Consider the following 15,520-nt stretch of genomic DNA (forward strand, 5'->3'; position numbering starts at 1 on the left):
TTTATCACTCCTTTATCCAGTCGTATCCTTCATCTTCTATTCTATCGGATACTTTGTTATCACCATTCATTACTATTCTGCCATCCTTTAACACATGGACAAATTCAGGGATAATGTCCTTTAATATCCTCTGGTAATGTGTAATTATGAGAAATCCTACTTTTTGATCATGCATTTTCTTGATTTCAGCTGATACAAGTTTCAGTGCATCCACATCAAGTCCGGAATCAATTTCATCCAGTATTACTATTTTTGGCTTCAGTATAACCATCTGTAGAACTTCAAAACGCTTTCTCTCTCCCCCGGAAAAGCCATCATTTATAGATCTTGATATAAAGGATTCGTCCATGTCAACATCTTTCATTACAGTTTTGACCATATTAAAAAATTCCTTAAGTGGCATCTTTTCATCGGGATATAGATTATTGTATGCCATTCTAAGAAAAGTAGATATTTTTACCCCACTTATGCTAATTGGATTCTGAAAAGCCAGGAATAAACCTGCCCTGGCACGTTCTTCCGGCGTGGCGTTTGTCAAGTCCCTGCCATTTATCAGGATCTTTCCGCCTGTGATTTTATAGTTAGGATGCCCTATAAGTACCTCACCAAGGGTACTTTTGCCGGCCCCGTTAGGACCCATTAAAGCGTGAATTTCGCCTGAGTTAATAGTAAGGTCAATACCCTTTAGTATTTCTTTGCCTTCTACTTCGGCTTTAAGATTTTCTATCTTGAGTGCCATATCTGTCATTATAGATTCATTACAAATTGGTATTTAAACATTTTATTATGTATAAAGTAACTAAAGTACATATAAGTATAAATATTAAATTAGAATATATATTTAGTGATTGTATGGAAGTAATAGTTAATGATTATCTGGGCAATAGCAAAAGCACTATACTCAGTTCTCTACTATACGATGATAAAACACTCGATCAATTATCCGAGATTATGGGTATTAACAAAAATGCAGTCCAGGAGCATATCTATTATCTTGAAACACATAATCTTGTTTCATCTTATTTTGTCAGAGCTAAAACAGGAAGGCCAAAAAAATATTATAAGTTAACAAAGAATGGAATGCAAATTTTCCCAAAACAGTATATCAATTTTTCATCTATGCTTTTAAAAGAAGTAGAGAGAGAACTGGGGACTGTAGGATTAAATAAAATTCTCATGCGGATGGCAGAAGACATTATAAAGGAAGTTACATCAGATAACATGTCGCTAACATCACTGAACAGGGAAGAAAAACTTGAAAAAATAGGTGAATACGTTAATATTCTGAACAAGCTTGGTTATTATGCAAAGATGGAAGTGGATCATGACACAGTTAAAATCATCAGGCATAACTGTATTTTCTACGAACTGGCAAAAAATAATAAAGACATGGTCTGTGGCTCACTTGAAGGTTCAATGCTGCCTAACACTTCAAATGAAGGTTTCAAGCTAATTGAGAATTTTCCTGATGGGGACAATAAATGTGTTGTTGAAATTACACTTTCTCCATAATAAAATATAAAGTTTATAGAAGCTGGCAATATTGAAAAGGGTTAATATAGTATTTAGAATTAATAAGGTTACATGGGAAAAAAGCTGGTTAAAATTCCACCATCGTTATGCGTAAAATGCCGCGGTGCAAAGATGCTATGCGGTCTTTCATATTGCCCTGTTTCTATTGTGGACAGGGTTAAAAAAGTTTATACATTCAATGGAAATTCAATTTCAGGTTCCTCACCGCCATCGCTCTTTGTTGGCAGGTATGGCTACCCAAAAATTAATATTTATCCGTCAACACCCCCTTTCTCCGGTGATACAGCCTATATGGAGGACGAGTCAAAATGGCTTTCCACAGATTTGAATGAGTTTCTCTCCAGCAGGCTTTCACTCTTAAGGGGTGGAATTAAAATTGAAGCAACGAAGGCTTCAGACCCGGACTACAGGCTCCAGGAAATCCAGATAAGCTCATTATCATCCAGGCCTGTGGATGTTGAGATGACTGTGGAAAAATCATTTAAAGATAATGTTGTGCTTGATGAAAATATAACGCCTATGGGGCCATCATCGCCACTGAAGAGCATTAAATTCGGGAATTACCATATAGATAACAGGATTGAAAAGATATACTATGATAAGGACCTGAAGGCAGGAAGTGGAATACTGAAGCTATATGAAAGGGGAATGGGAATTAATGGGATTTCCAAGGCCCTCAGTTCAGGTTCCCTTGGAACAGGAAAAAAGAGGAGGATAGTGCCAACCAGATGGTCAATAACGGCTACGGATAAATCAATATCTGATAATTTAGTGGAAGAGATAAAGGATTACAGGGAAATAGATGAATTTGAAGTTTACATAAGGGAAACCTCAGGCAATTTATTTATAGCAATACTGGCACCTGGTCAGTGGATGTTTGAATGGGGCGAATCATGGTTCCCGGGAAGCACATGGAATAGTTTTGGCGATTCTGTTGAAGTTGAACTTGACTATGAAGGGTATTACGGAAGGAAGACATATCCGGGAATAGGCGGGTGTTATTATTCTTCCAGGCTTGCTGTTGCAGAGAAATACAGGGAAATCAAAAGAACCGGGTCAGCGATGCTCTGGAGGGAGATATATCCCGGTTTTAATATACCTGTAGGGGTCTGGTATGTAAGGGAAAATGTCAGGGAATTGCTTAAAGGAAAGCCGGAGAAGTTCGATAATATACAGGATGCAATAAAATATGTTGGAAAATTTACAAAGGTTGACATAAAGGCATGGAAAGCAAAATCAAACAATTTAAAATATCTTGTGTCCAGCCTTGATAATTACTGATAAATATGCCGGATAATATAAAAATAATTGAAACAAATGCAAAACATGCACTGGGTAAATCAGGAATGGCTGAGCTTGATTATGCATTTAATCCATATCTTGGATGCTTTCATGGTTGCCGTTACTGTTATGCAATAGATATGTCACCCGCAGAAGCGGCTAATAACTGGGGGAAGGTAGTTTTTGTCAGAAAAAATATAATTGAATTACTGGAACATGAGGCAAGAACATATAAAAAGGGAATAGTTGGAATATCAACAATTACAGACCCTTACCAGTCTATTGAAATGAAATACAGAATAGTGCCAGAGGCTATAGGAATACTGGTGAAGAATGGTTTTTATGTCACCATCCAGACAAAATCACCACTTATTTTAAAGGATATCAAAATTCTTGAAAAATATAAAAAAAATATTGATGTTGGCATTACAGTAACAACTATTAATAGAAAAGTCTCAAAAATACTGGAGCCATATGCACCTGATCCATTTAAGCGTTTAAATGCCCTGAAAAAGTTGGCTGAAACCGGAATCAGAACATGGCTTTATTTAGGGCCCATAGCCAATGGGGTAAACGACAATATAGATGATATTGACAGGATAATAGAATTCTGTGCTTCAACAGGGACAAGAATAATATATGACTCATTTCAGGATTTTAAAGGCACCGTTCCATATATGGCAGGAACGGGATATATTAAAACAGGGAATGAATGGTGGAATAGCTTCCGGCGAGCCATCGAAGAAGCCTGCCGGAGAAATAATGTTATATGTACATCAGAGGAGGATGAGTGGAAATATGAAGCACAGAGCAGGTTCCGGACATTGTTTTAGTGCCTGGCTTTTAGAGCAGCCAACCTTTAAATAGGATTTATTCTTTTAATAATAATGACACAATTTGGATTGGATTATCAACTTAAAATTTACTTGAAAATGGATGCAGATTCTGATCTTCCTGTATCGCTTGAATCCTGGAGGTCTTCTGCCAGAATGGCATTGCAGGATGGTCCCTGGGGATATCTCGAAGGTGCCGCAGGGTCGGAAGATACCATGATAGAAAATATAAAGGCATTTTCCAGGTATAGGATAAGGCCACGATACCTGCATGATGTAGAAAACAGAAATCAATCCATAACACTATTTGGCCGGAAACAGGATTCACCATTTATAATAGCACCTATTGGTGTGCAATCGATAATACATAAAGATGCAGAATATGCCAGTGCAGGAGCTGCTGCTTCACTGGGCATGCCATATATACTGAGTACTGTTTCATCAACCAGCATTGAGGACATAGCAGCAAAGTTCCCGGAGAGCGAGAAATGGTTCCAGCTTTACCCCGGAAAGGATGAAAATGTCATGAAGAGTATGGTCAACAGAGCGGAAAAAGCCGGATACAAAGTCATAGTGGTAACGGTTGACACAACAATGCTGGGTTGGAGGGAACAGGATATTAAAAATGCGTATCTTCCATTCCTGCAGGGAGAGGGCATTGCAAACTTCATAACTGACCCTGAATTTTTGAAAATGCTTGAAACTTCACCTGAAAATAATATGCAGGCCGCAATTGAAGAGTTCCTTATGGTTTATGTCAACCCTTCGTTCACATGGGATGGCTTCAGGAAAATAAGGAGCTGGACAAAACTGCCCATTTTAATCAAAGGAATATCGTCAGAAGAAGATGTGCATACTGCAGTTAAATACGGTGCAGATGGCGTGATAATTTCCAATCATGGGGGAAGGCAGGTTGATGGTTCAATATCCTCACTGGAAGCACTTGATGAGATAACCGGTGAAAATAAGCCGGAATTTACCATACTTTTTGACAGCGGGATCAGGCATGCTGCCGATGCCATGAAGGCCCTCGCTCTTGGTGCTTCAGGCGTTCTAATAGGCAGGCCATACTGTTATGCAATGGCAGTTGCTGGGCAAAGAGGCATAGAACGGTATCTCAATCAATTGAGGGCTGAGTTTGACCTTCAAATGGCTTTATCAGGTTATAGCTCGATTTCTCAACTTGGAAGGCATACTATATATAAAAAATCCCCGTATTAATTTCTTATCTTGTTAGCCATTTTGATTGCTTCCAGAATGTGAATAGACCGTAAAGGTTAACGAAGAAAAGTACACCAAGGCCCATTGCCCCGTATGCCAGTGTCCTTATTCTGTTCTTTGGAATCCGTATCATTATTGCTCCCACAAAAATGCTATCGCCAATAGCCCCTAGGGTATACATTATTCCATTTATTAAGGAACCTAGAATATCATGGGAATGAAGATGTAATAAATGTGCCATTATCAGGTAGTTTACAGATGAAACACTGAGATAATCAATATGGCCGAGAAATCTAAGGATAAACATGCCACGGAACAAAAATAGTATGAATCCAATTATGGGTATCAGGTATATGTAAAACATTTCAAAGGCGTAAAACTTCCCGCCATTCTTTGTTGTTCCATCGCTCAGGTTTTTAAAGAAGAAGTACCACCCTCTTCTGGACCATCTAATTTGCTGATTTAAAAATTTCCTGGTGCCTTTTTGCGGTTCTGTTTCAACTGTAATATCATAATCTTTTATCATTTTATATTTATTTTTAATAAGGAAGCTTGTTAATTGCATGTCATCTCCAAGGACAACTTTCTTGCCAAAAATTTTCTTATTAAGGAATTCATCAGAAACCATGAAAGGCTTTACCACATCTGTTATATACATGGCGCATCTGCCGTCCAGAACGTAAACATTTCCGTGCCTTGACATGGATTTTGATATCATTTCCGTAAGCCTTTCAATAAATTCAGATGCATATGAGATATTTGTGCCATCATTTTTAATGTGTATGTTTACACCCACTCCGGCTATGCCGTTGGAAAAATAAGAAAGCATGCTTTTTAATGTATCTGCAGGTATTATTGTATCACTGTCTACAAACATAACATATTTCGTTGAAACGTGTTTAATCCCCTGAACCAGGGCATTCTTTTTCCCGCCTCTCTGGCTTAAATAAATAAACCTTCCTCCGTTCTGTTCGGTTATAGTCTTATAGGGTTCAAGGCTTGAATCACCTACAACAATAAACTTTGAACCCTGAAGTGCGAGTGATACTATAGCCTGCCTGAAAATTTCAACGTCTTCATTGTAAACCGGCATTACAATAGTGGCTTCATCCGGATTAACATTTGAAATTGTTTCCCCTTTCCTGTAATATGTGGAATAGTATGCATTTAACAGATAATATATAAAGGATATGACAGTAACTGCAAGCAACGCCATATAAATTATCAGGAAGAACCTCACATGGTTACATGCTTTACATATAAATAAATATTTTTATAGTTAATGTTTAATTGCATTTATTAAGTATGATGATTTAGAGGTATGCAATCATATTGATTTTGTCAGACATTAATATGATCACTTGCATCATTCTAGGTGTTCAGTTAAATTATGAATATATAATTTAGTGTTTTTGTCAGACATCAGGCTCAATATTTAAATAAGACAATTAGGATATAGTGTAATGGAACATAAAGAGAACAATATTATGTTTATTGTTGCATATTTAATCCCATTGATAACGGGTCTTTTAGTTTATATTCTCTATGGAAGCAGAGACAGCAAGCTCAGGTTCCAGAGTATACAGGCTATTTTACTTGGCATATGTCTTATTGTTGCATCAATAATCTTCGGAATTTTTGACATCTTTATAACAGGTGTAGGTGGGCAGGTAATTTCTGGGATATTAGACCTGATTCTTGTTCTGGTATGGCTATATGGCATATACACCGGTTACAGGGCCTCAAGAGGGATGAATGCAAATATACCATATCTATCAGATTATGCATCAAAACTTTAAAATAATTGCATAATTACAACTAATTTAAAAATAATATTTTATTTTTCAGTATTCTGGTTATGTTCCCTAATCAGCTTCCTTAATCCTTTCACTTCTATCACTACATCCAGAGCCACGATAGCGAACAGTATGATGTCAATTAATGATATAGCAAATCCCTGGACTGCTATGATTGTTTTGCCCAGAAAAGTATACTGTGAAGCTTCATTGTTTATCATGGAATTCATAGCGGTGATGTATCCTGGTTTTTCCTGGGATATATATGTAGCATTGGTTCCGTATGAAAAAGCCTTTCCCTGGAGGTTATATGATATATTAGTATATGGTATTACATATGTGCCTATGCCTGTAAATGATATTTTATATGTGAAATTTGCATAGTGCCCGGGAGATAAGGTTATATTAGATTCGTTGTAGTTTCCTGAAACTGATGATGCAGCCCCGTACTTTACATAATTATTTACAAATGCGGATTGCGATGCGTAAAAGTCTTTTAACTGTGATGTGTCATTGTTTTTTATGTGTACGTTAATTTCAACAGTATTTGCAGATACCCTTTTAACGGTTGTATCATATAATATATATGCGGGGAAGACTGCATTAAACTTTACTGACACAGACGAAGGTGAAAATGCCCGGTAATTTGAATTATGAAAAGTTGAACCGGGGGTGTTCAGGGCTGTTTGTGCTGCAAGCGACGCATTGTTTGAGTATATATCAAAGGTATAATTTGAAGTATCAACAACACTGCCAGTGCCATTATTATAACCTATGCCTACAAGCGAAAGCTGCGACGAATTGCTGAACGAGATGTTAGAACTATATTGCATGAGCTCTGACAGATTGTATGAATGCACATCTCCGGACGAATGGAAATGGTTGGTGTATTCAAATAACCCCGCAGTAAATAACTCGTTAGAAAGGTTAATGCCTGTATTTCCAGCAAGGGATTTAACAATTGATGCATTAATATATCCTGAAGAGAGAATGTATGAATTGTAATTGTTTAATCCCTGGTCTGTAACAAATATTTCAGGAACGCTGCCATTGTAGCCATTACCAAATGTAGCCATAAAGTCACTATCAAGTTTATGAATGGAGGCGGATGAGGAATAAATAAAGATCTCAACATTATTTCCTGAAAGTGTAATATTTTTTAATGCGACAACAGGATTAAATGTCGTTCCAATTTCTTTTCCAATGGAAGAAGCCATTGAGGATGCTGATCCACTATGTCCTGTCCCATTATATGCAAGTATAAGGGCATTCTGTGGGGCGAAAGATGCTAGTTTGCTATATTCTGCTCCCAGCTCACTCCCTATGAGAGATGTCATATTGGCTGAGACTATAAAATCTCCTAACATTAGCCCGTTTCCACTCCAGATAGAATTGGAATTATTGCTGGAAGAATCCATTGCAAATAGATTGTACAGATTCCCCTGAGGAGTTATCAAACTCAGGGCTGCCTGATCAGATGAATTATTTCCTGTAGCGTATGATGGCATTACAGTATTATTTTCAGCTATCCTTGCTGAATTACCGGATATAGAAAGAGGAAATAATGTATTTAACCCGACAGCAGGAATTTCATGGTTTCCAGTTTCACCTGTCTGAAGTGCTGGCTGGCTGCTGGAACTGATTCCTGCAGAAGCAGCCATTGCTATAAAAATGATGGCAATAAATATTGATATGGCCGCTGCTACAGCCTTCCTGGATATTTTTTTCTTTCCGTGGAGGACCCTGTGTATTACAGCCCCTGAGATTATGGATGTGGCTACAAATATTATATAATTTTCCAGTGCATGTATTGACAATTCTGTAATAGCTCCGCTCAATCCTGCTGTGCCTGTGGTGCCCGAGGTGATGGAGGATGAAAGATATGGAATTAAAACCCGTAATACCGGCTCTGTTGCGATAGTAGCTATATTGGTGCTGTATGGGACGAAAGCTGTTGCAGCCAGTAATACATCCAAAAGCTGTGAAACAGTACCCGAAATTATTGAAACGCTGGTTATGTTTCCTAAAGAGATTCCAAGCATTGCAATGGCGGAAAGTGCCATGGTAATTGTGGTCAATGTCCAGACAAGGCTCGCAGATCCCCATGCACGCAAGCCCTTCCGTGTGGAAATTCCAACAAGCAACCCTATTATAATCCATACTTCCAGTATAATTGTGTTATGTAATGGCGATCCTACAATGAGATAAATAATCCCAAGTATGAATGGAAAACGGTAGCCAAAATATGGACCAAGCCAGTTTACCAGTGGATTATAACTTACAGATAAAATAATATACGCCGCGAAAGTAGTAGCTATATACCCTACTATAATGGCAGTTAATTTTCCCATTCACGGTAATGTAAATTTTTATATATATATCTTTTTATAAATTATTGAAATATTTCTCTATTCTTCCAATACCTTCCCTGATAACATCCTGTGATGTGGCATAGGAAATCCTGAAATGCCCGGGAGCTCCAAATGGACTCCCTGGTGTAACAATAACGTTGTATTTTTCAAGAAGTTCCATAGATAACTTATCATCTGCCTTTTCAGTCGAATATCCCGGAAATGCATAAAAAGCCCCTTCAGGTTCATATAACGTTATCCCATCTATCTCTTTCAACAGGGAAACCGTTAAATCCCGCCTTTTTGCGAATTCCTGCCTCATCTTTGCAACACTTTCTTCATCCTCGAGTGCTTTCATTGCACCATATTGTGATATGGAAGGTGCACAGGTCAATGTCTGCTGCTGGACCTTATTAGCAGCTTTTATTATATCCAATGGTGCCACCATATATCCTATCCTCCAGCCGGTCATAGCGTAACTTTTTGAAAATCCGCTTAATGTTACTGTTTTATCCTTCATCTCCTCTATAGACCCTGGAGAAAACATCCTGCCTTTGTAGATTAAATCTTCATAAATCTCATCCGAAATCAGATAAAGGTCATTTTCCAGTATAAAGTCTGCAAGTGCCCTCAATGATTTCTCTGAATATACCTTTCCCGTTGGATTCACAGGATTGTTAAACATAAATGCCTTTGTTTTGGGCGATATGTATTTTTTCATTTCCTGAAAATCAAATTCATAATTTTCATCCGTAGGTACTGTTATCATTTTGCCCTGATTCAACTTTATTATATCAGGATATGATACATAATAAGGTGCCGGAAGGAGAACTTCTTCACCAGGATCTATAATCGAATACAATGCCAGATTCAGTGAAAATTTAGTTGGTGTAACCAGAACATTTGATGCAGTTGCATCTATATTATTCTTTTTCTTCATTTTTTCTGCTATTTTCTCCCTTAATTCCATAATGCCTGCCGATGGGGTATAATGGGTTTTTCCCTCTCTGGCTTCTTTAAAAGCATAATCTATTATTTCTTCAGGCGTTGTAAAGTCCGGTTCCCCTATACCGAAACTGTAGATTGTTTTTCCTGCTGCTTTCAGTTCTGCAGCCTTATTGGACATACTGACAGTGGCAGATTCGTTTATGCCGTTTACTCTGGAAGATACCATAAAAAGTCATAACTATATAGCTTAAATATTTGTCCATTTGAAATATGTATAAATGATTGTATACGTAGGCTTAACCGGTCATGCAGTATAGTTATAGAGTAATTCGGTATAGAAGGCCGGATAATTGATATCACGGTTTTATTCATATTCTGGAGTAATGATTTCCCTATGGTTTTGTTCCGGTTCCGGGGTCTCTCAGAATGCTAAGCCCCGGGTTTCATAGCTGCAATTTTATAATACAAATAAAATCCGGTTTTCTTCGCCCTTCCGCAAAGATTATTATTATATTTTCAATGATTATACAGATTGAAAGATATTCAGATTGTAAAAGATGTTTTCATATCAGACCTGTATTGCGTTTACCTGCAGGATATATCTGCAGTTGTAATTTCAGATCTGCACCTGGGTTTTGAGGAGGAAATGAACCTGCACGGTATTTTTTTGCCGAAATTGCAGAGAAGCCATGTTGAAAAAATGGTTGACCAGATAATGGATAGGTATTCACCATCTAAAATTATTATTAACGGAGACTTCAAACAGGAATTCTCCAGAAATCTTCCACAGGAATGGGACGATGTTAACCATTTCATTGACAGGTACAGGAAGGAGTCAGAGCTAATATTCGTAAGGGGAAACCATGACAACTACCTCATGACCATATTAAAGTCAAATGGCCTAGAAATATATGATTATTATGAAACTGATAATTATTACATATATCATGGAGACCGGGATATGTCCTACAGAAAATTAACTATACTGGGGCATGAACACCCTTCGGTAGTGCTCAGGGATGAAATTGGAAGTGTGTTTAAACTCCCTGCCTTTGTCTACAATAATGAACAGAAAATGTTAATCACCCCTGCAATGAGTTTTTTCTCTTCAGGAACAGATGTATCTGAATCCTTATTAAATAATGAACATTTCACTCCCGTTTTAAAAAATGTTTCAAAGAAATTCAGAGCTTATGGTATAACAGAAGACTTTGGCCTTCTCGATTTCGGGTATGTTACAGACCTTGCACAGAAATTATAAAATTATTCCGGGTATTTCCTTTCTCCAGAACCTCTATATATCGCCCTTGGCCTGATAAGCCTCTCCTGTGTTTCCACGTATTCTGTAATGTGTGCCAGAATCCCTGATATTCTTGAAAGTCCAAATAAAGTGGTAAACATGTCTACCGGAAAGCCTATTGCATTAAAAACCATCCCTGCATAGAAATCTGTATTTGTATATATACCCTTAGACCCAAAAGCTTTGACACCTGCTTCTTCAAGCCTTTTTGCAATAGCCAGTATTTTTTTCTGCTCTTCTGTTGTTGAAAGTATATCGGCATATTTCTTGAAAGTTTTCAAACGGGGGTCATATGTCCTGTAAACCCTGTGCCCGAATCCAACAAGCCTTCTTTTCCCATTGAGTATATTGTTTTCAAACCATGCATTAACATTTTCTGGTTCCCCTATTTCCAGAAACTGCCTGTAAGCACCCTCAGCGGCTCCGCCATGGAGTGGGCCACGCAATGCTGCAATGGCTGATGCCAGTGATGAATACATATCAGATAGTGTGGATGCTGTTACCAGTGCAGCTGTTGTGGATGCCGGTATTTCATGATCCATATAAAGAATAAGTGCAGAATCCATAGCACTTATTTTATTTTTATCTGCACTTCCAGAACAGGCTTTCAGGAATGTTTCTGCATAACTTTCACCGGGTTCAGGGTCTATTATATTGTTTCCTGATTTGAGCCTGTATATATTTGCAACCATAGAAAGGACAGAGCCCAGAATTTCTGGTATTTTTTCCCCATCATTTTCTTTCGTATATTTATAATTAGATTCTTTAGATGCTTTCGCTGACAACAGTGTCTGCAATATTCCAAGTGAATCAGAGGTTTCTGGCATGGCTCTTAGTATATCCTTTAAATAATCATCCAGTGCCAGATGGCTGTTTATCTTATTTTGGAAATTTTTTAATTCGGAATCATCAGGAAACTTTCCGAAAAGCATTAGATAAGAAACTTTTTCAAAGGATGATTTTTCTGCCAGTTCATTAATATCATATCCCCTGTATCGCATTATTCCTTTCTGTCCATCAATAAAAGTCAATTCTGTATATTTTATGTATACGTTTTCAAGTCCCGGGCTAATTTCTTCCATATAATGTAATGCATTAAATATATAAAAGGTTAGATGCCTGTCCTTAAATCCATTTTATCGCCATGACCGGGCAGGATTAATGCATCCATGGTACGTATGGCTTTAAGAGATTTCTCTGCATTTTCCGGGTTCGCTGCGAATCCTTTATTGTATCCCGGAACACCTTTAAGATTTACAGCGGCATCTCCACTGAAGACTACTTTCTGTTCCTTTAGATAGTATGATGTTGAATCCCTTGTATGCCCAGGCGTTTTTACCAGTTCAATGCCGGAGATATTCATATCTGAAGATGGTTTCAGGTCCTTCACTTTCCGGGCACGCATAATTGTGGATGCAAATTTAGGCAAGAAAGGTTTTGGTGGAACAGGTTCAGACCCTGATATAATACTGAGCTCATTAGCAGGGACAAAGATTTCAGGATGGTATTTTTCATAAATTCTGGAAAGTCCCCCTACATGGTCAACGTGATAATGTGTTATGAGTATTGCATCTAGCTTAATTTTATGATCTTCCAGGTATCCTGTAATTTTCTTACCTGAACCCGGTGTGCCGGCGTCCACAATAATGTTCATTCCGTCAATCATTATGAGATACGAATTTGCCATAGCTCCATCTATCTTTTCAATTGAATCTGAAATTTTCATACTGGCTATAACTTGTATGTATTTATAAAGATATCCTATGGCAGTTCATATTTTTCCGAGCTTGATTTAATTTCAATATAAATTAGTTTTTATATATGGCAGATAAATCCCCATTAATCTTGGGATTTATATCAGTACAAACCATAGTATATGGCAATTTCCAATTATATTACTATTATAATTATATAAATTTTCACAATTTATACCAAAAAACCTTTATACTATATAAATATAATACATACAGGTGTCTAAATGGTTATTACTCACACCAAATTAAAGAGAGACTCTGTCGGGCTTTTGCAGGGAATTTTCCAATCTCTGGGGCAGGTGGCGCCGGCCGCCGATATAGCTATATTGCTTGTAGCTTCATTTTCAATTTCCGGAGCCCAGACAGTTATGTCTGTAATTATAGGCTGGATTATATATGCATTATGGATGATTACACCCTATGAATTTTCCAAAATTAAATCAAATTCGGGTAGTTATTATGCATATGCTGCAGGAGCAACTGAAAAGGGAAGGCTGGGGCCAATAACGGCATTAAGCTTCATGTATTATGATATTACAGGAGCCGCATTTGGAATACTAGGGCTTTCAAGCTTTATATTCCTTATGGCCCCTGAGGTTACTTCCATACCCTATCTCTGGATTCTGTTTGCAGGTATTTTTACCGCTTTCATTATAATTGTAACATATCTCGGTATCCGGCCCTCATTGAATTATACAGCAATAACAGGGTTGCTGGAAATTATGTTTCTCCTGATAGGATCCATAATTATTATTATAAGGGTAGGCGGGCATAATTCTGTGGTGCCATTTGAGATTACAGGGCCCTATAGCGTTGGATTTTCATCTATAATGTTCGCTTCTGTTTTCTCAATTCTGGACTTTACAGGTTCAGGTGTAGTTACCACAATATCTGAGGAGATAAGCAAGCCGAAGAAAAACATTGGAAAATCTATAATATTTGCTATGGTCCTCACTGCAGTTGCACTTATACCGGCAGCATACGCTTTAACAGTTGGCTGGGGAGTCAGCAGTATTGGGAGTTTTGCATCACATAGCGATGCTGGTTTAACTGTTTTCTCGAGATACCTTGGACCTATAGGGCTGGTGCTTTTGATAGTGTTTACAATTAACAGCTATTTTTCAAACGGAGTTTCAAAGGCAACTGCAGTTAGCAGATGGTGGTACTCGGCGGCCAGGGACCATGTGGTATTTCCAGAAACTATAGGAAAAATTAATGAAAAACACCATTCTCCTGCCAATGCTGCAATAATATGGGCTGGACTTTCATTTGTGCTTGACGTAATCATGGGCCTCATTTTTGGCCCGCTCAGTGCCGCCTTTGTACTTGAAGCTGGCACAGGGATCTCTATAGTAATAGTCCATATGATTGCAAATACATCGCTTACTCTATATACCAGAAGAGTTAATAGGTTCAACCTGCTGAAACATGGGATATTGCCCTCGCTGGCTACAATCATCGGGCTTGTTGTCATATACTTTACCATGAGTGATATATTTAAAAAGTTCCTTGTCACTCCAAGCGCAGTAAATGACGCATATTTCGTGTCTTTCGTTGTTACTATCCTGTGGATACTGTTAGGTGGTATAGTGGTAACACTTTACTATAGAATTAAAAAGCCTGAAATTCTGAAAGATGCAGGGGAATTCAATATGAAGTCCAGAACATAAATTTTTTATTATTATAACAAAATTTTTATAATTATTATTTTCATAGATATAATTAAAGTTCAGATTTAAACTATCTTATCAGATTAATTGTTTGTACGTTATAACACAGCAATAAACATTAAATTAATATTCGTTTAATTGATTATGCCACTATGGAAATTGTTGCCGTAGAAATTAACAAACCTGAAGATGTGAACATCATATTAGGTTATTCACATTTCATCAAAACGGTTGAAGATATGAATGAAATCATAAAAACAACCATTCCAGGGTGTGAATATGCTATTGTATTTTCTGAAGCTTCCGGCGATAAATTAATCCGTTATGAAGGTAACAATAAGGAGTTGATAGACTGTGGAATAGAAAATATCAAAAAAATTTCTGCCGGGCACACGTTTATGATACTGCTTAGAAATGCATTTCCAATTAACATCCTGCCACAATTGAAGATGACGCAGGAGCTCGGGGCTATTTTTGCTGCCACTGCAAATCCTATCAAAGTGATACTTGCGAAAACAGAAAATACAAATGCAGTTATAGGCGTTGCGGATGGCTATTCCCCTGTTGGAGTTGAAACAGATAAAGATAAGGAAAAACGCAGGAAATTCCTCAGGGACATAGGTTATAAGTCTTAGGGCCCGTGGTGTAACGGATTATCATATAGGCCTCCGGAGCCTATAATCCGGGTTCGAATCCCGGCGGGCTCATTTCATTAATGGTAACTGAAATGAACTCATATAACACCTTTTTTATATACATTTAAACTGCTTTGCATTAATTTTATCCTGATATCAACAAATCATTATTTCATTGGTATATTAACAGATTTTTCA

At 37.5% G+C, this 15,520-nt stretch carries 14 protein-coding genes and 1 tRNA gene; 9 read left to right on the plus strand and 6 right to left on the minus strand.

Annotation, left to right across the window (positions count from 1 at the left end; genetic code table 11):
* Positions 1–4: 4 nt before the first annotated feature.
* Positions 5–739: a Fe-S cluster assembly ATPase SufC gene (gene sufC, locus FACI_RS00855; protein WP_048074108.1), complete on the minus strand. Its 735-nt coding sequence runs from the start codon at positions 737–739 to the stop codon at positions 5–7.
* Positions 740–852: 113 nt separating this feature from the next.
* On the opposite strand from sufC, the gene FACI_RS00860 reads away from it, so the two are divergent.
* The 4 genes from FACI_RS00860 to FACI_RS00875 all read left to right on the plus strand — a co-directional run bounded on the left by FACI_RS00860 (position 853) and on the right by FACI_RS00875 (position 4,868).
* Entirely contained in the window at positions 853–1,512 is a 660-nt protein-coding gene (locus FACI_RS00860; protein WP_009886195.1) for a helix-turn-helix transcriptional regulator, read from the plus strand.
* 72 nt (positions 1,513–1,584) lie between these two features.
* Entirely contained in the window at positions 1,585–2,814 is a 1,230-nt protein-coding gene (locus FACI_RS00865) for an Nre family DNA repair protein (RefSeq protein WP_009886196.1), read from the plus strand.
* A gap of 5 nt (positions 2,815–2,819) precedes the next feature.
* On the plus strand, positions 2,820–3,647 hold the full coding sequence (locus FACI_RS00870) for an SPL family radical SAM protein (RefSeq protein WP_009886197.1): 828 nt from the start codon (positions 2,820–2,822) through the stop codon (positions 3,645–3,647).
* Between the two features lie 54 nt (positions 3,648–3,701).
* Entirely contained in the window at positions 3,702–4,868 is a 1,167-nt protein-coding gene (locus tag FACI_RS00875; RefSeq protein ID WP_009886198.1) for a lactate 2-monooxygenase, read from the plus strand.
* A gap of 4 nt (positions 4,869–4,872) precedes the next feature.
* On the opposite strand, the gene FACI_RS00880 is transcribed toward FACI_RS00875, so the two are convergent.
* Complete coding sequence (locus FACI_RS00880; protein WP_009886199.1) at positions 4,873–6,108, minus strand: glycosyltransferase family 2 protein; 1,236 nt, start codon at positions 6,106–6,108, stop codon at positions 4,873–4,875.
* 223 nt (positions 6,109–6,331) lie between these two features.
* On the opposite strand from FACI_RS00880, the gene FACI_RS00885 reads away from it, so the two are divergent.
* A complete protein-coding gene (locus tag FACI_RS00885; RefSeq protein ID WP_009886200.1) occupies positions 6,332–6,667 on the plus strand; it encodes a DUF4870 domain-containing protein in 336 nt (111 codons plus the stop codon).
* Positions 6,668–6,705: 38 nt separating this feature from the next.
* Here FACI_RS00885 and FACI_RS00890 read toward each other — a convergent pair whose 3' ends face one another.
* Positions 6,706–9,015: a hypothetical protein gene (locus FACI_RS00890; protein ID WP_019841327.1), complete on the minus strand. Its 2,310-nt coding sequence runs from the start codon at positions 9,013–9,015 to the stop codon at positions 6,706–6,708.
* Positions 9,016–9,049: 34 nt separating this feature from the next.
* Positions 9,050–10,189, minus strand: coding sequence for a pyridoxal phosphate-dependent aminotransferase (locus FACI_RS00895; RefSeq protein ID WP_009886202.1), 1,140 nt, complete (start codon positions 10,187–10,189; stop codon positions 9,050–9,052).
* A gap of 306 nt (positions 10,190–10,495) precedes the next feature.
* Between FACI_RS00895 and FACI_RS00900 the strand changes: the two genes are divergently transcribed.
* Positions 10,496–11,224: a metallophosphoesterase gene (locus FACI_RS00900; RefSeq protein WP_009886203.1), complete on the plus strand. Its 729-nt coding sequence runs from the start codon at positions 10,496–10,498 to the stop codon at positions 11,222–11,224.
* Between the two features lie 2 nt (positions 11,225–11,226).
* On the opposite strand, the gene gltA is transcribed toward FACI_RS00900, so the two are convergent.
* Together gltA and FACI_RS00910 are read right to left on the minus strand one after the other, a co-directional pair.
* Positions 11,227–12,345, minus strand: coding sequence for a citrate synthase (gene gltA / locus FACI_RS00905; protein WP_009886204.1), 1,119 nt, complete (start codon positions 12,343–12,345; stop codon positions 11,227–11,229).
* A 29-nt stretch (positions 12,346–12,374) separates the two neighbouring features.
* Entirely contained in the window at positions 12,375–12,989 is a 615-nt protein-coding gene (locus FACI_RS00910) for an MBL fold metallo-hydrolase (protein ID WP_009886205.1), read from the minus strand.
* A gap of 252 nt (positions 12,990–13,241) precedes the next feature.
* On the opposite strand from FACI_RS00910, the gene FACI_RS00915 reads away from it, so the two are divergent.
* The 3 genes from FACI_RS00915 (at position 13,242) to FACI_RS00925 (ending at position 15,394) form a co-directional block, all read left to right on the plus strand.
* Positions 13,242–14,687 (plus strand): amino acid permease, encoded by a 1,446-nt coding sequence (locus FACI_RS00915; protein ID WP_009886206.1) that lies wholly within the window; start codon positions 13,242–13,244, stop codon positions 14,685–14,687.
* 152 nt (positions 14,688–14,839) lie between these two features.
* The gene (locus FACI_RS00920) at positions 14,840–15,322 is read left to right on the plus strand and encodes an adenosine-specific kinase (protein WP_009886207.1); all 483 of its coding nucleotides are present in this window, start codon (positions 14,840–14,842) and stop codon (positions 15,320–15,322) included.
* Positions 15,322–15,394: transfer RNA gene (locus tag FACI_RS00925), tRNA-Arg, on the plus strand. Before FACI_RS00920 ends, FACI_RS00925 begins: the two co-directional genes overlap by 1 nt.
* The last annotated feature ends 126 nt before the right edge of the window (positions 15,395–15,520 follow it).

This window comes from Ferroplasma acidarmanus Fer1 (assembly GCF_000152265.2).
Taxonomy (GTDB): Archaea; Thermoplasmatota; Thermoplasmata; order Thermoplasmatales; family Thermoplasmataceae; genus Ferroplasma; species Ferroplasma acidiphilum.

What these genes read in the sequence shown, in the direction of transcription:
- sufC (WP_048074108.1), bottom strand. Translation starts at nt 739, where the DNA reads ATGGCACTCAAGATAGAAAATCTTAAAGCCGAAGTAGAAGGCAAAGAA.
- FACI_RS00860 (WP_009886195.1), top strand. Translation starts at nt 853, where the DNA reads ATGGAAGTAATAGTTAATGATTATCTGGGCAATAGCAAAAGCACTATA.
- FACI_RS00865 (WP_009886196.1), top strand. Translation starts at nt 1,585, where the DNA reads ATGGGAAAAAAGCTGGTTAAAATTCCACCATCGTTATGCGTAAAATGC.
- FACI_RS00870 (WP_009886197.1), top strand. Translation starts at nt 2,820, where the DNA reads ATGCCGGATAATATAAAAATAATTGAAACAAATGCAAAACATGCACTG.
- FACI_RS00875 (WP_009886198.1), top strand. Translation starts at nt 3,702, where the DNA reads ATGACACAATTTGGATTGGATTATCAACTTAAAATTTACTTGAAAATG.
- FACI_RS00885 (WP_009886200.1), top strand. Translation starts at nt 6,332, where the DNA reads ATGGAACATAAAGAGAACAATATTATGTTTATTGTTGCATATTTAATC.
- FACI_RS00890 (WP_019841327.1), bottom strand. Translation starts at nt 9,015, where the DNA reads ATGGGAAAATTAACTGCCATTATAGTAGGGTATATAGCTACTACTTTC.
- FACI_RS00895 (WP_009886202.1), bottom strand. Translation starts at nt 10,189, where the DNA reads ATGGTATCTTCCAGAGTAAACGGCATAAACGAATCTGCCACTGTCAGT.
- gltA (WP_009886204.1), bottom strand. Translation starts at nt 12,345, where the DNA reads ATGGAAGAAATTAGCCCGGGACTTGAAAACGTATACATAAAATATACA.
- FACI_RS00910 (WP_009886205.1), bottom strand. Translation starts at nt 12,989, where the DNA reads ATGAAAATTTCAGATTCAATTGAAAAGATAGATGGAGCTATGGCAAAT.
- FACI_RS00915 (WP_009886206.1), top strand. Translation starts at nt 13,242, where the DNA reads ATGGTTATTACTCACACCAAATTAAAGAGAGACTCTGTCGGGCTTTTG.
- FACI_RS00920 (WP_009886207.1), top strand. Translation starts at nt 14,840, where the DNA reads ATGGAAATTGTTGCCGTAGAAATTAACAAACCTGAAGATGTGAACATC.